Below are 17,454 nucleotides of genomic sequence, written 5' to 3'. Positions count from 1 at the left end.
GACCCGCCAGCTCAGGCCCCAGAGACGGTCATGCGCGGCATCGCCACCCGCGACGGGCCGGCGCACCACCTCGACGATGAGATCGCCGCAGCGGAAGAACATCAGCTGGCCCCAATCCTGATGTGAGCGGTCGAGCGCGAGGTCGAGCCCGAGCCGCGCGCCATAGAGCGCGGCTGCGCGCTCGGAATCCTCGGTGGTGATCACGACATGGTCGAGCCCGTCAATCGGCGCGATGTCGGTCGCGACCGATTTGGGCCGCTCATCGGCGAGTTCGAGGAAGAACATCCGGACGCCGCGCGTCAGCTCGGTGGCGGCGCGGGTGCGCTTCCAGTGCAGGACGGCATCGGTGGCGGCATCGCTGCTTTCGACCTCGGCGACCGGGTCCGGCCTCAAGGCTACCCGCTCAAGCCGGCGGTGCATCTTGGCCATGTCCGCGACACGAAAGCACAGGCTGGCGAGCACGCCCTCCTGGTCGTCGAGCAGCGCGCGCATGCGGTCGGCGGTGATGCTGAAGCCGCTCGGCGCCATCAGCTCGATCGTCATGTTCTCGAGCGTGAACAGCACCCGGTCGGCGCCCTCGCCCGAATTCTGCCAGGCCGGCGCGCGTCCGAGCAGGGTCTGATAGGCCGCCTTCGCCGCACCGATATCCCTGACCAGAACGACGATGTGATCGAGGCCGGTGATCATGTTCCCTCCTCCGCAACGGGCCGGAACCGGAACGCCCGTGAGGCCGTTGGCTCTGCCCGGTCAGCTCGCCCAGCCACGGTCGTATTCCGCCCCTCGGCCGACCTCAAGCGTCTATCGCCATGACTTTGCGAATATTTTGGCTCCCGCCGAAGCGGTGCTAAGGTAAGCGGCCGGTCGGGACCACCCAGCGCATCACGGATAGGCAATGCAGGCTCTCTTTATCGGACAGACCTATATCGACGTCGTCTTCATCACCGACCACATGCCGACCGGCGACGAAAAGCACGTGGCCTCGGATTACGCGGTTTCCTTCGGCGGCAATGCGGTCACAGCAGCGTTCTGCTGCGCCAAGCTCGGCATCGTGCCCGACCTGATCGCCACCGCCGCCAATGACTGGCTGGGGCGCATGTTCCAGGACATGTGCGCGAAATACGCGATCTCGCTGCATCCGCGGAAGGTGAACCAGTCCTCGCTGTCCTTCATCATGCCCAAGGACGGCAAGCGCGCCATCGTCCGCTGCCGCGACGATTCCCACATCCACCCCTTCCCGATCCTCAATCTCGGCAATTGCCGCGCGCTGCATGTCGACGGCCACCAGCCGGATGCGGCGATCCACTACGCAAAAGTCTGCCGCGAGGCCGGCATCCTGACCTCGCTCGACGGCGGCGGCCTGCGCACCAACACGCATGAGCTGCTGGAATTCATCGACGTCGCCATCGTCGCCGAGCGCCTGTGCGAGCAGATGGACCTGACGCCAGAGAAGATGCTGGACTATCTGAAGAGCCGCGGGTGCAAGATCGGCGGCGTCACCATGGGTGAGAAGGGCCTGCTCTGGTACAACGAGACCGGCGCGGTCGAGATCATGCCGGCGATGCCGATCCCGCGCGAGCGCGTGATCGACACCAACGGCGCCGGCGACGTGTTCCACGGCGCCTATGTCTATTCCTACCTCGCCCATCCCGGCAAAAGCTGGCGCGAACATTTCGATTTCGCGCGCGCCGCCTCGACCTACAAGATTCAGCGCCTCGGCAACGAGGCCGGCCTGCCGACCCTCGTCGACATCGCCAAGGTCAGGCACGAGTTCGAGGTCAGGGTCTAGCGTTCGCTGAGGTCACCATGGGGCGCGTCTTCGTCGCCGGCAGCATCAACATGGATGTGGTGGCGACGGCCGATCGCCATCCCAGGGTCGGCGAGACCGTCGCCGGCAAAGAGGTGCTTTATTTTCCGGGCGGCAAGGGCGCGAACCAGGCGGTGGCGGCATCGCGGCTCGGCGCGCGGACGACGCTGATCGGACGGCTGGGGAAGGATGCATTCGGTGCTGAGCTGAGAGCTTTCCTCGGCGCGCAGGGCGTCGATCTCGGCTCGGTGCGCGAAGCCGACACGCACAGTGGCACTGCGATCATCACGGTCGCCGAGTCCGACAACACCATCGTCGTCATTCCCGGCAGCAACGCGCTGGTCGGCGCGGAGGACGTGAGCGCCGTTCCGCTGGCGAAGGGCGATGTTGCCGTCAGCCAGTTCGAGATTCCGCTGCCGACGATTGCCGCGTTCTTTGCGCGGGCCCGCGAGGCCGGGGCCACGACCGTGCTGAACCCGGCGCCGGCGCAGAAGATGTCGAGCGAGCTGCTGGCGCTCGTCGATATCCTCGTGCTGAACGAGACCGAGCTCGGCTTTCTCGCCGGCGTCGAACTGTCCGACAGTGACGAGGCCGCGCGCATCATCGACGTCGCGCGAAGACTTCAGGCGCGCGCGGACCAGACCATCTGCGTCACGCTCGGCAGGCGCGGCGTGCTGGCGCTGGCGGGCCACGAGGAGATTTCCGTGGCGGGCCGCGCGGTGAAGGCGGTGGACACGACCGGTGCCGGCGATTGTTTTGTGGGCGCGCTGGCGGCACAGCTCGCCGACGGTACGCCATTGCGCGCAGCCCTCACCTTCGCCAACGCCGCCGCCTCGATCTCCGTGCAGCGGATGGGCGCCGGGCCGTCGATGCCGACGGCCGCCGAGGTGGCGGCGGTGCTTCAACGCTAGCCAAGGCTTCCTTCGCCTTTTCCGCAAGCGGGGAGCAACGTCACGCCAGCGCGCTCTTCAGGTCAAAGCTTTCATCCGCGGCCTGTTCCGGCGTGATCGAGCGGTCCATGCTCTGCAATCTCCGGCCGAACATGTGATCGCCGGCGCGGTTGATGGACTCGATGCCGAGCAGCCTCTCGCCGTGATAACAGAACGCGGAAAACGCCTTCTTCGCGGGATCGCCGCGCAGCACGACGCGGTCATAGCCGGTGGTGAGCCCCGCGATCTGGAGCTTGTCATCGCCCTGGTCGCTCCAGAACCAGGGATGGCTGTCGTAAGGTTTTCGGTCACCGGTCAGGCGCGCGGCGAGGCAGCGGGCGTGGTCGGTGGCGTTCTGCACCGATTCCAGCCGCAGCGAGCTACCGAAGCGTGGGCTCGCAAACAGCGCGCAGTCGCCGATCGCCGAGATATCGGGATCGGACGTCGACAGATATTCGTCGACGATGATGCCGGCCGCGACCGGCAGCCCAGCCTCGGCCGCAAGCTCGATATTGGGCAGCACGCCGACGCCGACCACGACGAGGTCGGCGGGCAGATGCCGCCCGTCGCTCAAGGACACGCCGGTGACCTTGCCACCCTCCGCTTCGATGGAGGTGGCCTGCACGCCGAGATGGATGCGGACGCCGGCTTCGCGATGGCGCTCCTGGAAATATTCCGAGACCTCTGCTGTCACCGCGCGCGCCATTACGCGCGGGGCGAGTTCGAGCACGTCGACCTCGAGGCCCTTGATCCGCGCGGTGGCGGCGAATTCGAGGCCGATGAAGCCGGCGCCGATGATCACAGCGCGCTTTTTCGACGGCATGATCCCCCGCAGCGCCTCGCTGTCGTCGAGGATGCGCAAGTATTTCACGTCGGGCAGATTGGCGTTGGGCAGATCGAGCAGCCGGTTGCGCGCACCCGTCGCCAGCACGAGGTGACCGTAAGGCAGCGTCTCGCCGGACGCGAGCAGCACCGTGTGCCCGGCGCGGTCGATCGATACCGTGCGCCCCGCGATCAGCTCGATCTTCTGGTCTTGGTAGAATTTTTCGGGGCGGAACATCAGGCTCTCCGGCCCCGCCGAGCCCTTGATGTAGGCCTTGGACAAGGGCGGCCGCTGATAGGGCAGATGCGCCTCGTCATTGATCAGGCAGATGCGCTCGGAAAAGCCCGCCTGGCGCAGGGATGCCGCGACCTGGTAGCCGCCATGGCCGGCACCGACGATGATCACCGGGCCAGTCATCGGAGCAGCCCATTTCCGGAGACACGAGCGTGACTCATGTCGTCTCCTCTCTCGCTGATTTTGGTTTGCTGGCCTTTCGAGGAGCCGGCGCTCGTGTCCGTCCCTTGGCGAAGGCGGCTCCATTTGAGCCTATCGTTCCGCCGGGCGCAAGAGCGGCCGGGGATTGTCTCCCCTCGCCTTCTGCGATTTAGTTGCAGCAACGAACCTCTTGCCGGGGATTTCAAGATGCCAGCACCCGCCTCTCAGCCCGACGATCCCGCCCTGCTGCGGATCGACGGCCCGATTGCAACCATCACGCTCAACCGCCCCGCCGCATTCAACTCGATCAACCTCGCGATCGCGCAGAAGCTGGAGCAGCTCGCGGCCTATATCGAAGGCGACGACGCCATCAGGGTCCTGGTGATCGAGGGCGAAGGCCGCGCCTTCTCGGCCGGCGGCGATCTGCAGACGATCGGGGCCGCCGCCGAAGCCGGCACGGTGACGCCTGTCGTCGGCGAACTGCTCAAGCATTATCACGCCTTCATCGAGATCGTCAGGCGGATGCCGAAGATCTCGCTGTCCAGCGTGCACGGCTCGGCCGCCGGCGCCGGCATGGGCCTCGCCTTCGTCACCGATATCTGCATCGCCGCCGATGATGCCAGGTTCACGCCGGCCTATGCCAAGATCGGGGTGTCGCCGGATGGCGGCTCCACGGTTGGGATCGTCGGCACGGTCGGCTCGCGCCGCGCGCTGCAGATCTTTCTCGCCGAGGACAATTTTACCGCACAGCAGGCTTACGAGTGGGGTCTCGTCGCCAAGACCGTACCCGCCGCGGAGTTGAAGGCGGCGACGCGACAACTGGCCGAGCGACTGGCGCAGAATCCGCCGGCGGCGATCGCCGGCACCAAGCAGCTGGTCTATGCGGCCGCCACCACGCCCGTGAAACAGCAGCTCGATGCCGAGGAGCACAAGATCGTCATGGCGATGAACACGGAGGCGTTCCGCACCGCCGTGAAGAAATTCACGAGCAAGTCGAAGTGACACCCGCGCGCAGCTTCTACGGCCTTCGTCACGGCGCGACCGACTGGAATCGCGAGGGACGCTTCCAGGGCCGGACCGACAATCCGCTGAACGAGGATGGTCTGCGGCAGGCGCACGAGGCCGTGGCCATGCTGCGCGGCGCCGGCATCAGCCGCATCGTCGCAAGCCCGCTGGTGCGCGCGTCACGAACGGCCGAGATCATCGCGGCCGCGATCTCGGTGCCGCTCGCGATCGACGACGGCCTCATCGAGTTCGACTTCGGCAGCTTCGAGGGCCTGCCCGTTCGCGACCTCATGATCAAACACGGCGTCAAGTCGGCGACGGGCCTCGTCTCGATCCTGCCGGCCGATGGGGAGAGCTGGGACGCCATGACGAAACGGTCGCTCGCTTGCGTCTCCGCCTGGCTCGACCGTCATCCCGACGATCAGCTCCTGTTCGTCTGCCACGACGCGGTGATGCAGGGCATGGCAAATGCGCTCTGCGGCAGCTACTTCAAGAACAGCCATGGCACGCCGTTCCGATACGTGCGCGAGCAGGCACAATGGCGTGTCGAGCAGGTCGCTATTGCGGACAGATATAGCCCGTCCCCGCCGGCGACTTGAAGCAACCGACCGATTCCGGGAGCACGTGCCGCGGCAGCCACAGCACCACGCTCGGGAAATAGATCGCGAACGCGATGGTGGTGAGGAAGACCACATAGATCGGCAGTGCCGCGCGTAGCGCCTTGGCAAAGCTGATGCCGACGAATTTCGAGGCCATCAACAGGACGAGCCCGTAAGGCGGCGTGATCAGGCCGAAGGCGAGCGTTGCGATCAGAACCACGCCCATGTGGACGCCGTTGATGTCGCCGGCCTCGGTCAGCGCGTTGACCAGCGGCATGAAGATGATGATGGTCGGCACCGGCTCGATGAAATCGCCGACCACGGTGAACAGCAGCACCATCAGCAGCATGATCAGATGCGGATCGTTGCCGGCAATGGACGTGATCCACTCGGCGATGTAGGTCGCGCCGCGCAAGTACGCGAGCATCCAGCCGAAGGCGTTGGCGGCGCCGATCGTGATCAGCGGCAGCGAGAAGATCAGGCCGGCGAGGCAGAAATCGTAAGGGATCTTCCTGAAGTGGCCGCGGTTGAGCGCGGGGATCACCACCAGGATGATCCAGACCACGGCGACGACACCGGCCTCCGTCGGCGTGAACCAGCCGGTGAGGATGCCGCCCAGCAGGATCACCGGGATCATCAGCGGCNCCCGCCGCGAACACCACCTGCCGCAGCGGCGCGCGCGGCTTGCGCAGGCCGGACGGGCCGAAGAAGTAGCAGTAGATCATCAGGCCAAAGCCGATCATCAGGCCGGGCACCACGCCCGCCATGAACAGGCCGGCGATCGATACGTTGCCGACCGCGCCATAGACCACGGCCGTGATGCTCGGCGGCACCAGCGCCGCAATGGTCGAGGCGGAGGCAATGATGGCGGCGATGAAGGCGGGCTCGTAGCCCTCGCGCTTCATCGGGCCGCCCAGCGCCCGGCTCATCACCGCGACGTCGGCGGTGGTCGAGCCCGACATCTCCGAGAAGAACATGCTGAAGACGACCACGACCTGCGACAGCCCGCCCCTGATATGCCCGACCAGCGACACCGAGAGGTTGGCTATGCGCACTACCACATTCGCCGAGCTCATGAGCTCGCCGACCAAAAGGAAGAACGGGATCGCCAGCAGCGCCTCGGAATCGACGCCGTCGAAGATCTTCTGGATGATGGCGGCGAGCGAGACATCGGAGAGGATCGCGCCGATAAAGACGCCGGCCATCAGCGAGAACGGCACGGGCACGCCGAGATAGCCGAACGACAGGAAGCAGATCGACATCAATGCCAGGACGACAGGTGCACTCACGGCTGCGCCCTCACCTGTGCTTCGGTGACGACGGGCGCCGCGTCCTCGTCCGGCGGCTCGGGATGGTCAAAACCATTACGCAGTCCGTTGACGAGCTGCTCGATGGTGAACAGGCCGATCAGCACGCCCGAGAGCGGGATGATGACGTAGAGCGAAGCGATCGGCGTGCCCGACGGCAGACGAAAACTGCCGAAGCCGCGCAGATAGTTCTGGTAGCCGTACCAGATCAGGCAGAAGGCGACGCCGAGCACGACGAGGCGGATGATCACCTCGACGATCAGCCGCGGCGTGCCGTGCATGGCCTCGGAAATGGCGGTGAGATAGAGGTGGTCGTTCCGCCGGGTCGCGGCCGCCGTGCCAATGAAGATCGCGTAGATGAACAGCGTCGAGGTGACTTCCTGCAACCACAGCCAGGGATGGCCGATGGTCCGTGTGACGACGTCGGCGGTCACCGACAGCGAGAAGCCGAAGCAGAGCAGGCCGCAGAGGATCATCAGCGCAAGCTCGAGCCAGTCGAACGCGCGCCATTTGAGGTGGCGCTGGCGTTGAACGAGCAGTTTGTCGGCGATCGACATTCAATTCCCCCGTCGTCCCAAAGCTATCGGATGCGACAGCTGGGAAGCTACCGATCGTGCTCGGCCTGCATGGTTCGAGACGCCCGCTTTGGCGGGCTCCTCACCATGAGGGTCTGAAATCTCGCCGCGAAACGAGACCTCATCCTGAGGGCCCGCCGCAAGGCGGGCGTCTCGAAGGATGGCGGCGGGCGGCCCTAATTGATCGACCGGATCAGATCCTTGATCTTCTCGGCGTGCGGGCCGAGGTCCTTGGCGAGCTTGTCGAGATAGGGATCGGCGATCGCCGTAAAGCTTTTCTTGTCGACGTTGTCGACGATCTTCACGCCCATCTTCTTCAGCTTGTCGGCTGCGGTGCGCTCGAGCTCGAACGCCTTTGCCGGCTCCTTCGAGCTGATCTCGTTGGCCGCGGTCTGCACCCAGCCCTTCTGCTCGGCCGAGAGGCTCTGCCAGAGCTTGTCGGAGATGTACACCAGCGCGTTGTTGGCTTCGTGCTCGGTGATGTTCAGGACCGGCGCGACCTCGTAGTGCTTGTTGACGAGGTAGACGTTGATGCTGTTCTCGGCGACGTCGACGACGCCGGTCTGCAGGCTGGTGTAGACGCTGCCGAACGGCATGTGCACGGTCTGGGCGCCATAGGCCGGGAACATGGTGTCCTCCGTCGCGGTCGCCTGCACGCGGATCTTCAAGCCCTTGATGTCGCCGACATTGTGAATCTCCTTCTTGGAGTACATGTGGCGCACGCCCTGCGAGCCCGTCGCGATGACATGAAGGCCCTGCGTGGTCTCGTCGATCAGCGTCCTGAGCGCTTCGAACACGCGGGGGTCTGCGAGCCCCTTGATGACGTGGTTCTCGTCGCGGAACAGGAAGTGCAGCGACATCACGCCGGCCTGCGGCGAGATGGTCGCGGTGTTGGCCGAGGAGATGATCGCGAACTCGATGTCGCCGGCCTTCACGAGCTGGAGCACCTGCGGCTCCTGCCCGAGCTGCGCGCCGGGATACTGGTCGATGATCATGGTGCCCTTGCTCAATTCCTTGAGCTTGTCGGCAAACAGGTCGGCGGCGATGGAATAGCCGGTGTTGCGCGGCTGGTCATAGGCGAAGCGATAATGCTTCACCTCCTGTGCCCCTGCCCCTGTGACGAACAGCATGGCGGCAACAACCGCGAGCCCACGCATGGATCGTGCAATCATCGTTTCCCCCTGTTTGTCGCCCGCCGCTTGTGCGGTCTGAGCGTTCGCTTGCTATCAACCCGTTTCGGTCTTCTTCCCAGTCCTCTGCATGAAGTCGAAGTCGCAGCCCTCGTCGGCCTGCATGATGGTCTCGTTGAACAGCCAGGCGTAGCCGCGCCGTGTCTCTTCGGGCGCATCGGCCGGCTTCAAGGCGGCGCGCCGGCGCTCCAGCTCGGCCGCATCGACCAGCAGCTCGATGCTGCGCCTGGCCACATCGAGGCTGATCATGTCGCCATTCTTCACCAGCGCCAGCGGACCGCCGACGGCGGATTCCGGGGTGATATGCAGCACGATGGTGCCGAACGCGGTGCCGCTCATGCGCGCATCGGAAATGCGCACCATGTCCTTGGTGCCGCCGCGCGCGAGCTTCTTCGGGATCGGCAGATAGCCTGCTTCCGGCATGCCCGGCGCGCCCTTGGGGCCGGCATTGCGCAACACCAGCACATCGTCGGAATTCACGTCGAGGTCGGGATCGTCAACCCGGAGGGTCATGTCCTCGACGGATTCGAACACCACCGCGCGCCCGGTATGCTGCAACAGCTTCGGGCTCGCGGCCGACTGCTTGATCACGGCGCCGCGCGGGGCGAGATTGCCGTGCAGGATGGCAAGGCCGCCTTCCGTCTTGATCGGATTGTCGCGCGGACGGATCGCGTCCTGGCCGGGCACGTCCTCGGCATTCGCCGCGACCTCGCGCAGCGTCTGGCCGGTGATGGTCTTCGCATCGAGATCGATGAGATCGCCGAGCTGCGCCAGCAATTTCGGCACGCCGCCGGCGTGATGGAAATGCTCCATATAGTGCTCGCCCGACGGCTTGAGGTCGACCAGCACCGGCACCTCGCGGCCGATCTGGTCGAAAGCCGCGAGGTCGAGCCGGTGCGGCGAGCGATGCGCCATCGCCGTCAGATGGATCAGGCCGTTGGTCGAGCCGCCGATGGCCTGGAGCACGACCTGCGCATTCCTGAACGATGCCGGCGTCAGAAGCTCGCTCGGCTTCGGGCCCTTGGTCTTGGCCATCTCGGCGGCGACCTTGCCGCTGGCCTCCGCGAGGCGAAACCGCTCGGCATGCGGCGCGGGGATCGTCGCACTCATCGGCAGCGACAGACCCATGGCCTCGATCATGCAGGCCATGGTCGAGGCCGTGCCCATCACCATGCAGGTGCCGACCGATGGCGCGAGGCGGCCGTTGACCGCCTCGATCTCGGCATCGTCCATGTCGCCGGCGCGATATTTCGCCCACAGCCTGCGACAGTCGGTGCAGGCGCCCAGCACCTCGCCCTTGTGATGGCCAACCACCATCGGCCCGACGGGAATCACCACGGTCGGCAGGTCGGCGCTGATCGCAGCCATCACCTGCGCGGGGAGAGTCTTGTCGCAGCCGCCGATCACGATCACCGCATCCATCGGCTGGGCGCGGATCATCTCCTCGGTGTCCATCGCCATCAGATTGCGCAGATACATCGAAGTCGGATGCGCAAAGCTCTCGGCGATCGAGATGGTCGGGAACACGAATGGCATGGCCCCCGACAGCATCACGCCGCGCTTGGCGGCCTCGATGATCTCAGGGACGTTGCCGTGGCAGGGATTGTAGTCGCTATAGGTGTTGGTGATGCCGACGATCGGACGCTCCAGCGCGTCGTCGGAATAGCCCATGGCCTTGATGAACGCCTTGCGCAGGAACAGCGAAAAGCCGGCATCGCCATAACTCGTCAGACCCTTGCGCAAGCCACTTGTCATCATGCCGCTCCTTCCACGTTCACCATTGTGGTACAGCCTACCCCTTGATTGTCAATAAGACGGGCGGCAGTAAGGCCATTTTCTGGACCGCGGCACCGCCAGCCGAGCAGATTATTGACAATCCTCACCTTCCCTGCTCCACAGTCAGGACCGGCTCAAGGCCGGAAGGCGGAGGGCATGTCCGACATTCGCAGCGCAGATGCCATGCTGGTCCGGCGCGACGATCCGGACGACGTCGTCGCGCGGCTGGAGGAAGACATCATCTTCGGCCGCCTCGCGCCCGGCGCGCGCCTCACCGAGGACGCGCTGATGTCGCGCTACGGCACCTCCAGGCACTTCGTGCGGCAGGCGCTGGTGGATGCGGAGCGGCGCGGCATCGTCCGCCGCGAGAAGAATGTCGGCGCCACCGTGCGGTTCTATTCGGCCGAGGAGGTGCGGCAGATCTACGAGGTCCGGGAGATGCTGACCCGCCAGGCCGCACTGATGATCCCCCTGCCCGCGCCGCAAGCCCTGATCGATGCGCTGAGCACGCTGCAACGGCAATATTGCGCCAAGGCCGATGTGCAGGACCTTCGCGGTATCCACGAGGCCAACGACGCCTTCCACCTCGCGCTGTTCTCGGCCTGCGGCAATCCCTATCTGGTGCGCTCACTGCAGGACTACATGAACCTGACGCTGCCGATGCGCGCAAAAAACCTCGCCGACCGCGAGGGTCTCGCGCAATCGCGGCGCCAGCACGAGCTGATGATCGAGCTGTTGAAGGGCCGCGACAGCTGGGCACTGGCGCAGCTATGCGTCGACCACATGCAGTTCAGCAAGTCGGATTATCTGGCGCGGATTGCGGGGGAAGAAGAGCGCTAGCGCGTGCGCTTTTTGGTCCGCCGTCCCGGCAGCGGCCGATGCGGAAACTTGCGGCCGGCAGTGGAACCCGGCGGATAGTCTTCTGGTAGATTGGCTCCAATCACTCAATGGTTTCCGCTACGAATCCGCCCGCGAAGGCGGCCTGCCAAGGAAAGTGAGTGGCAAGCCGATCGCCCCCCGGCCGCGTGGCCCCTGCCGTGCGCTGCTCACGAACGATCGCGCGACTGCAAAAGATGCGCCGGGACATCGCCAGCGGCTGATGTCTGCTGAGGCGCCTCGGGTGCGCAAAGGACCATTCAATACCGTCTCAGCAGGCCGCGCGCCGCGCTGCTCTCGCCATGATCGGCGCAGGCCCGTTTCGGGTTCCTGATCAGGTCCGTACGGACCCGCCTGAATGTCCTTCTCGCGGCCTCGGCCACCTCGGGGCGGAATTTTCCGGGATCGTAGCTCTCGCCATCATGGGCCTTGATGGCCGCAGCATAGGCGTCGATGATCGCCATCGCGGCATCAGGGCTGCCGAGAAGCCGGGCGCCGAGCTGAACGCTGCCGGAGCCATCGACCTCATAGCCCGTGCATCGCTGCTCGAGCACCACGGATGCGGTGACGAGCTGCTCGAGGAACGTCGCCTCGGCCTCGCTCAGCGCTGCGGCCCGCGCCGGCCCTGAGGCGATCAGTGCGAGCATCGCGACGGCGGGCAGTCTGATTTTCATGCTCGGCCGATCATGTGGATCGATCAGGCACGCCCCTGACGACCCATGACAAGGCCGTACAGAAACAGGAGGATGATGGCACCGACCACGCTTCCGATGAAGCCGGCGCCCTCCCCGAACCGGTACCATCCCACGGCCTGGCCGAGCCATGTCGCAACGAACGCGCCCACAATTCCCAGGACCGTGGTCAAGATGAATCCTTTGGGCTCGGACTTGTCGCCGGGCATGATGAACTTCGCGACCAGTCCCACGATAAATCCGATGATGATCGTCCAAAGGATGCCCATGTCCATCGCTCCATTCGGTCAATTCGCAAGATCAAACGTCTGAAGGAATGCGTGATCGCTTGATGGGCCAGACATGCCGGGAATGACGTTGATCTAGATCAATGGGCAGAGGCGGCCGAGCCAAAAGCCGGAGCCTGCTCTTTCTGGCGCGGAAGGCGCTCAACGAGCCCCGCAACGCGAAACGTATCGAGGCACGGCGATCGTGAGCGGATGATGTCAGTGAGAGAAGACGCGCGTGCCGGGAGTCCATGCCCGCGGGTTTCCGATGGGACTGGCGCCAATTTCCCAGCCCGCGCCACCCCACAGGGCGTCAACCACGCCAAGATCGCCCGCGCCATCACGGACAAAGAAGAGGTTCGGAGCCGAGCTGGTCTGTAGCGCCCCGCTTTCGCCGTTGGCCTGCAGCTTCAACAGGCACCAGATATCGGCAAGCTTGCTCTCGGCGCGAGTGCCCAGCTCGTCGACGATCCGCGCGGCATTCGCAGGATTGTTCAAGACGTGAGTCTGCAGAGACGTGTCGTCCACGGTTTCGACCTTGACGGCGAACCGGCGCGCGAAGGTCGCGCCGAGCCACGAAATCTTCACGGCCGCGGTCGGCGTCATGTCCTCCCTGAAATGCGCGCTCGCAACGAAGGATTCAGTCGAGGGGATGGCGGCCGTCGACGGGGGATCGAGCGGTTCACCGGGCTTGCGCTTGAGCGAGCATTCGATCTTCGCACGCGGCGCGAGCGACGCCGAGCTGCTGCCATCGGCCTTCTTGTCGTCGGCGTAGGCGCTGAAACCCGATGCCACCACAACAATCGCAAGACATGGGTTGAGCGCAGAGCGGCGCATTGCTGGCGTCCTTGAATGACCGATTCAAGAACAAGGTAAACTGTAGATTGCAGCTGTAAATCGAGGATTAGGTTTCTGGTTAAGCTTAAAGCAAGGAACTTATTTGAGAGAAATGCGAGCTATCCGCGGAACCATGTGCGTCGAGCTGGCACAGCGCGTGATGCAGCCGGACACTTCAAACGGAGAGCAGACTACCGCGCTGCTCATTTACTTGCCTGCCAGGCGCGCGATCGCCTGACTGGCCGGAGGAACCTGCGAGCCCGGCTCGGACATCGGCTGCGGCGCAGCCCGGCAGCATCTTGCCTGCGCGCGCAGTGGATCGCTCCACATCCAGCGCACGCTCCAGGCCGGACTATAGGTGTAGGCCGGAATGCGCCAGAACCAGATGGTTTCGTAGACGCTGTCTCCGAAACGCTCCACATCCGGACGCGGCGTTGGCCAGGATACCGCAGCGAGGAGGACCACCGTCAACACCGCGGCCCCTGAGAGAACCATCTTGCGCATCTTGCTTCCACAATCGCTAGAATGAAAAAGGCGGTCACTTCCGCGCAACGCAATGCATAGAAGAAACGCTTCACGTGTTCCGACAATAGAACGCCTATTTCCGCAAACGGAAATCCGGATGTCTACGGTGTGCACTCAGACGTTAGACGCAAGGGCCGTTCAGAACCTCGCCATCATCGCAATCGCTCCCCTCTCCGGCCCCCGCAAGCGGAGCCGGGAGGGCAGACGTCGACGCTAGCGCTTGGTCCAATCGATGATGCGGCTCGGGTCGGCATCGAACTCCATGCTGCAGAACGTGCCGCCCTGGAAATAATCGCCGACCGGATCCGGCTTCAGCTTGGCCTGCTCGGCCATCGCGTGCTCGCGGAAATCCTCGGCGCGGCCGGTGGGGCGATAGCCGAACTCGTAGGCGCGATGGTTGTCCCACCAGGCGCGCTCGTTGAGGGAGGCGCCGTAGAAGATTTCGAAATGGATGTCGGGATGTTCGAGCCCGATGCGGCAGAGCTGCACGAGGTCGTCGGGCTTGAGCCAGATCGAGAGCCGACGCTGGTCGAGCGGCATGTCGCCGAAATTGCCGATGCGCAGACAGGTCACCTTCAGCCCGTGCTTGTCGGCGTAGAGCGCGCCGACCGCTTCGCCGAACACCTTGCTGACGCCGTAGCGCCCGTCGGGGCGCGCGGTGACGTCGGTGCCGATCTTGTGGTGACGCGGGTAGAAGCCGACGGCATGGTTCGACGAGGCGAACACCACGCGCTTGACGCCCTTGCGGTACGCCGCCTCGAACAGATTGTAGCCGCCGATGATGTTGGCCTGAAGGATCTGATCCCAGGTCCCTTCAACCGAATAGCCGCCGAAATGGATGATGCCGTCGACCCCCTCGCAGATCGCCTCGCATTGCGCGAGATCGGCGAGGTCGGCCGCCTTGAATTTCTCGTTCGCGCCGAGATCGGCCGGCGGCCTGATGTCGGAGAGCAGGAGATCCGGGTAGATCGGCGGCAACAGTTTTCGCAGGCTCGTGCCGATTCCGCCCGAAGCTCCCGTCATCAAAATCCGCGGCATGTCTTCCCTCGCCGTTGGTGATCGATTTGCGGTCACGTGTCTCTAATGATAGCAGCATTGTCCAGAGGGAACGAAACGAGAGAACCGACATGAATGAGGCATCGTCCCACCCCCAGGAGCGGCCAGGCTGGCGGCCGGCGAGCTACTATCCCGATCCGGCGATAAAAGCACTCGATCCCCGCTTCGAAAAATACTGGCTGAAACTGTCGGCCGTAGAGCGGCTGGCGACCGGCCTGCGCTGGGCCGAGGGGCCGGTGTGGTTCGGCGACGGACGCTATTTGCTCTGCAGCGACATTCCGAACCAGCGCATCATCAAATGGGAGGAGGAAACCGGCGCGGTCAGCGTGTTCCGCAAACCCTCCAATTTCGCCAATGGCAACACCAGGGATCGCCAGGGCCGGCTCATCACCTGCGAGCATGGCGGACGCCGCGTGGTGCGCACCGAATATGACGGCAGCATCACCGTGCTGATGGATCAATTCAACGGCAAGCGGTTGAACTCGCCGAACGATGTCGTTGTCAAATCGGACGGCTCGATCTGGTTCACCGATCCGACCTTCGGCCTGCTCGGCAATTATGAGGGCTACAAGGCCGAGAGCGAGATCGAGCCGAACGTCTATCGGCTCGATCCCGCGACGGGCAAGGCCACCATCGTCGCCGAGGGCGTGCTCGGGCCGAACGGGCTGTGCTTCTCGCCGGACGAGAGGATTCTCTACGTCGTGGAATCGCGGGGGCAACCGAACCGCAAGATCCTCGCCTATGACGTTTCGCCTGAGGGCACCACGATCTCCAACAAGCGCGTCCATATCGACGCGGGTCCGGGCACGCCCGACGGCATGCGCTGCGACATCGACGGCAATCTCTGGTGCGGCTGGGGCATGGGCGATTCCGAGCTCGACGGCGTCGTGGTGTTCGCGCCCGACGGCGTCATGATCGGCCGCATCGCCCTGCCCGAACGCTGCGCCAATGTCTGCTTCGGCGGCCTCAAGCGCAACCGCCTGTTCATGGCGGCGAGCCAGTCGATCTACGCGCTGTATGTAAACACGCAGGGCGCGGTGGGGGGATAGGCGCACGTCTCTCCGCCGTCATTGCGAGGAGCTCTTGCGACGAAGCAATCCAGACTGTCCCCATGGAGAGACTCTGGATTGCTTATGCGCTCGCAATGTCGGCGGACACGTCGCTCACGCTCCTTTGCCTCCGCACGATGACGAAACGAAAAACGCCGGAGCGGCTTCCCGCTCCGGCGCTTTGTTTGTTCAGGCGATAAAGCCTACGCCGCGTTGAAGCCGGCGACGGCCTTCACTTCGAGGAAGTCCTCGAGGCCGTACTTGCCCCACTCGCGGCCGTTGCCTGACTGCTTGTAGCCGCCGAACGGCGCGGTGCGGTCGTTGGGCACGCCCTGGAGGTTGACGTTGCCGGCGCGGATCTGGCGGCCAACGCGCTTGGCGTCCTCGACCGTCGCACCCGAGACGTAGCCGGCGAGGCCATAGGGCGTATCGTTGGCGATCTTCACGGCGTCGGCTTCGTCCTTGGCGCCGAGGATGGTCAGCACCGGTCCGAAGATCTCTTCGCGCGCGATCGTCATCTCGGGGGTGACGTCGGCGAAGATGGTCGGACGGACGTAGAACCCCTTGTTGACGCCTTCGGGCAGGCCCGGGCCGCCGGCGACGAGGGTCGCGCCCTCGTCGATGCCCTTCTTGATCAGCGCCTGGATCTTGTCCCACTGGCCGCGGTTGACGACCGGGCCGATGGTGGTGCCTTCGCCGCGCGGATCGCCGGCCTTGGTCTTGTCGGCGACGGCCTTCGCGATCGCGGCGACCTCCTTCATCTTCGAGGCCGGCACGATCATGCGCGAGGGCGCGTTGCAGGACTGTCCGGAGTTGTTGAACATGTGCATCACGCCGCCGGTCACCGCCTTGGTGAGGTCGGCGCCTTCGAGGATGACGTTCGGCGACTTGCCGCCGAGCTCCTGGCTGACGCGCTTTACGGTCGGCGCGGCGCGCTTGGCCACGTCGATGCCGGCGCGGGTCGAGCCGGTGAAGGAGATCATGTCGATGTCGGGATGCTCGCTCATGGCGGCGCCGACCTCGGGGCCGAGGCCGTTGACGAGGTTGAACACGCCCTTCGGCACGCCGGCTTCATGCAGGATCTCCGCGAAGATCAGCGCCGAGGTCGGGGTGAACTCCGACGGCTTCAGGATCATGGTGCAGCCGGCGGCGAGCGCGGGCGCGACCTTGCAGGCGATCTGGTTGAGCGGCCAGTTCCAGGGCGTGATCATGCCGACCACGCCGATCGGCTCGCGCAGCACCATGGCGGTGCCGACCGGCTCCTCGAAATGATAGTTCTTGAGCACGTCGAGCGTGGTCATGAGATGGCCGAGGCCGGCGCCGGCCTGCAGCTTCTCCGCCATCGGCAGCGGCGCGCCCATCTCGTCGGAGACGGCGGCGCCGATCTCCTTGATGCGGGTCTTGTAGACCTCGATCACCTTGGTGAGCAGCGCGACGCGCTCCTCGCGGCTGGTCTGGGAGAACGTTGCGAAGGCGCGCTTGGCGGCGGCAACGGCCTTGTCGACATCGGCCTTGGAGCCGAGCGCAACCTCGTACATCGCCTCTTCCGTCGCGGGATTGACCACGGCGGTGGACTTCTTGACGGCGGGATCGACCCAGGCGCCGTCGATGTAGAATTGCATGCGATTGACCATCGTTAACCTCTTCTTGGGGGCTTGGGGGGCGTTTCGGCAGGCATCCTTGCACGAAAGCGCCGGCAAATGAACCCGC

General features: G+C 64.9%; 18 protein-coding genes and 1 pseudogene. 6 read left to right on the top strand and 13 right to left on the bottom strand.

All coding sequences use genetic code 11. From position 1 onward, the window contains the following. Positions 1-687 (bottom strand): VOC family protein (locus tag A5906_RS17255; protein WP_245326768.1); only part of this gene is annotated, 687 nt, incomplete at its 3' end. A 205-nt stretch (positions 688-892) separates the two neighbouring features. Between A5906_RS17255 and A5906_RS17250 the strand changes: the two genes are divergently transcribed. Together A5906_RS17250 and A5906_RS17245 are read left to right on the top strand one after the other, a co-directional pair. Further along, complete coding sequence (locus A5906_RS17250; RefSeq protein WP_080136594.1) at positions 893-1,786, top strand: sugar kinase; 894 nt, start codon at positions 893-895, stop codon at positions 1,784-1,786. A 17-nt stretch (positions 1,787-1,803) separates the two neighbouring features. Continuing rightward, positions 1,804-2,715 (top strand): ribokinase, encoded by a 912-nt coding sequence (locus A5906_RS17245; RefSeq protein ID WP_080136593.1) that lies wholly within the window; start codon positions 1,804-1,806, stop codon positions 2,713-2,715. A gap of 40 nt (positions 2,716-2,755) precedes the next feature. On the opposite strand, the gene A5906_RS17240 is transcribed toward A5906_RS17245, so the two are convergent. Next, positions 2,756-3,973, bottom strand: coding sequence for an NAD(P)/FAD-dependent oxidoreductase (locus A5906_RS17240; protein ID WP_080136592.1), 1,218 nt, complete (start codon positions 3,971-3,973; stop codon positions 2,756-2,758). 225 nt (positions 3,974-4,198) lie between these two features. On the opposite strand from A5906_RS17240, the gene A5906_RS17235 reads away from it, so the two are divergent. Continuing rightward, a complete protein-coding gene (locus A5906_RS17235) occupies positions 4,199-4,993 on the top strand; it encodes an enoyl-CoA hydratase/isomerase family protein (protein WP_080136591.1) in 795 nt (264 codons plus the stop codon). Continuing rightward, complete coding sequence (locus A5906_RS17230; protein ID WP_080136590.1) at positions 4,990-5,595, top strand: histidine phosphatase family protein; 606 nt, start codon at positions 4,990-4,992, stop codon at positions 5,593-5,595. The genes A5906_RS17235 and A5906_RS17230 overlap by 4 nt, the downstream gene beginning before the upstream one ends. On the opposite strand, the pseudogene A5906_RS44530 reads toward A5906_RS17230, so the two are convergent. From A5906_RS44530 to A5906_RS17210, 5 genes and pseudogenes are all read right to left on the bottom strand, one after another. Next, positions 5,555-6,239, bottom strand: a pseudogene (locus A5906_RS44530) (TRAP transporter large permease subunit); the annotation flags it as partial. The gene A5906_RS17230 and the pseudogene A5906_RS44530 sit on opposite strands and share 41 nt — an antisense overlap. Before the next feature lies 1 nt (position 6,240). Continuing rightward, a partial coding sequence (locus A5906_RS44525; RefSeq protein WP_245326780.1) for a TRAP transporter large permease subunit occupies positions 6,241-6,884 on the bottom strand: 644 nt, incomplete at its 3' end. Continuing rightward, positions 6,881-7,459, bottom strand: coding sequence for a TRAP transporter small permease (locus A5906_RS17220; protein WP_080136589.1), 579 nt, complete (start codon positions 7,457-7,459; stop codon positions 6,881-6,883). The genes A5906_RS17220 and A5906_RS44525, both read right to left, overlap by 4 nt. A gap of 194 nt (positions 7,460-7,653) precedes the next feature. Beyond that, complete coding sequence (locus A5906_RS17215) at positions 7,654-8,649, bottom strand: TRAP transporter substrate-binding protein (RefSeq protein WP_080136588.1); 996 nt, start codon at positions 8,647-8,649, stop codon at positions 7,654-7,656. A 54-nt stretch (positions 8,650-8,703) separates the two neighbouring features. Next, positions 8,704-10,422, bottom strand: coding sequence for an IlvD/Edd family dehydratase (locus A5906_RS17210; RefSeq protein ID WP_080136863.1), 1,719 nt, complete (start codon positions 10,420-10,422; stop codon positions 8,704-8,706). Between the two features lie 177 nt (positions 10,423-10,599). Here A5906_RS17210 and A5906_RS17205 point away from each other — a divergent pair, with 177 nt between their 5' ends. Then, positions 10,600-11,283, top strand: a complete 684-nt coding sequence (locus tag A5906_RS17205) for a GntR family transcriptional regulator (protein WP_080136587.1) — start codon at positions 10,600-10,602, stop codon at positions 11,281-11,283. Between the two features lie 296 nt (positions 11,284-11,579). On the opposite strand, the gene A5906_RS17200 is transcribed toward A5906_RS17205, so the two are convergent. The 5 genes from A5906_RS17200 to A5906_RS17180 all read right to left on the bottom strand — a co-directional run bounded on the left by A5906_RS17200 (position 11,580) and on the right by A5906_RS17180 (position 14,677). Next, the gene (locus tag A5906_RS17200; RefSeq protein ID WP_080136586.1) at positions 11,580-11,993 is read right to left on the bottom strand and encodes a hypothetical protein; all 414 of its coding nucleotides are present in this window, start codon (positions 11,991-11,993) and stop codon (positions 11,580-11,582) included. 23 nt (positions 11,994-12,016) lie between these two features. Further along, entirely contained in the window at positions 12,017-12,280 is a 264-nt protein-coding gene (locus tag A5906_RS17195; protein ID WP_080136862.1) for a GlsB/YeaQ/YmgE family stress response membrane protein, read from the bottom strand. A 216-nt stretch (positions 12,281-12,496) separates the two neighbouring features. Further along, positions 12,497-13,114: a hypothetical protein gene (locus A5906_RS17190; RefSeq protein WP_080136585.1), complete on the bottom strand. Its 618-nt coding sequence runs from the start codon at positions 13,112-13,114 to the stop codon at positions 12,497-12,499. Positions 13,115-13,321: 207 nt separating this feature from the next. Beyond that, a complete protein-coding gene (locus tag A5906_RS17185) occupies positions 13,322-13,618 on the bottom strand; it encodes a hypothetical protein (protein WP_080136584.1) in 297 nt (98 codons plus the stop codon). Positions 13,619-13,852: 234 nt separating this feature from the next. After that, complete coding sequence (locus tag A5906_RS17180; protein WP_080136583.1) at positions 13,853-14,677, bottom strand: NAD-dependent epimerase/dehydratase family protein; 825 nt, start codon at positions 14,675-14,677, stop codon at positions 13,853-13,855. Positions 14,678-14,766: 89 nt separating this feature from the next. Between A5906_RS17180 and A5906_RS17175 the strand changes: the two genes are divergently transcribed. Further along, positions 14,767-15,744, top strand: a complete 978-nt coding sequence (locus A5906_RS17175; protein ID WP_080136582.1) for an SMP-30/gluconolactonase/LRE family protein — start codon at positions 14,767-14,769, stop codon at positions 15,742-15,744. Between the two features lie 203 nt (positions 15,745-15,947). Here the strand turns inward: A5906_RS17175 and A5906_RS17170 are convergent, their stop codons facing one another. After that, the gene (locus tag A5906_RS17170; RefSeq protein ID WP_080136581.1) at positions 15,948-17,378 is read right to left on the bottom strand and encodes an aldehyde dehydrogenase family protein; all 1,431 of its coding nucleotides are present in this window, start codon (positions 17,376-17,378) and stop codon (positions 15,948-15,950) included. Positions 17,379-17,454: the final 76 nt, after the last annotated feature.

Source organism: Bradyrhizobium sacchari (assembly GCF_002068095.1).
Lineage (GTDB): Bacteria > Pseudomonadota > Alphaproteobacteria > Rhizobiales > Xanthobacteraceae > Bradyrhizobium > Bradyrhizobium sacchari.
This window is presented reverse-complemented; position numbering and strand designations above follow the sequence as displayed.

Bases quoted from the DNA above. Each gene is read 5' to 3' on its own strand.
- A5906_RS17205 (WP_080136587.1), top strand. From the start codon at position 10,600: ATGTCCGACATTCGCAGCGCAGATGCCATGCTGGTCCGGCGCGACGAT.
- A5906_RS17245 (WP_080136593.1), top strand. From the start codon at position 1,804: ATGGGGCGCGTCTTCGTCGCCGGCAGCATCAACATGGATGTGGTGGCG.
- A5906_RS17185 (WP_080136584.1), bottom strand. From the start codon at position 13,618: ATGCGCAAGATGGTTCTCTCAGGGGCCGCGGTGTTGACGGTGGTCCTC.
- A5906_RS17200 (WP_080136586.1), bottom strand. From the start codon at position 11,993: ATGAAAATCAGACTGCCCGCCGTCGCGATGCTCGCACTGATCGCCTCA.
- A5906_RS17195 (WP_080136862.1), bottom strand. From the start codon at position 12,280: ATGGGCATCCTTTGGACGATCATCATCGGATTTATCGTGGGACTGGTC.
- A5906_RS17175 (WP_080136582.1), top strand. From the start codon at position 14,767: ATGAATGAGGCATCGTCCCACCCCCAGGAGCGGCCAGGCTGGCGGCCG.
- A5906_RS17235 (WP_080136591.1), top strand. From the start codon at position 4,199: ATGCCAGCACCCGCCTCTCAGCCCGACGATCCCGCCCTGCTGCGGATC.
- A5906_RS17210 (WP_080136863.1), bottom strand. From the start codon at position 10,422: ATGACAAGTGGCTTGCGCAAGGGTCTGACGAGTTATGGCGATGCCGGC.
- A5906_RS17215 (WP_080136588.1), bottom strand. From the start codon at position 8,649: ATGATTGCACGATCCATGCGTGGGCTCGCGGTTGTTGCCGCCATGCTG.
- A5906_RS17220 (WP_080136589.1), bottom strand. From the start codon at position 7,459: ATGTCGATCGCCGACAAACTGCTCGTTCAACGCCAGCGCCACCTCAAA.
- A5906_RS17180 (WP_080136583.1), bottom strand. From the start codon at position 14,677: ATGCCGCGGATTTTGATGACGGGAGCTTCGGGCGGAATCGGCACGAGC.
- A5906_RS17170 (WP_080136581.1), bottom strand. From the start codon at position 17,378: ATGGTCAATCGCATGCAATTCTACATCGACGGCGCCTGGGTCGATCCC.
- A5906_RS17250 (WP_080136594.1), top strand. From the start codon at position 893: ATGCAGGCTCTCTTTATCGGACAGACCTATATCGACGTCGTCTTCATC.
- A5906_RS17240 (WP_080136592.1), bottom strand. From the start codon at position 3,973: ATGACTGGCCCGGTGATCATCGTCGGTGCCGGCCATGGCGGCTACCAG.
- A5906_RS17190 (WP_080136585.1), bottom strand. From the start codon at position 13,114: ATGCGCCGCTCTGCGCTCAACCCATGTCTTGCGATTGTTGTGGTGGCA.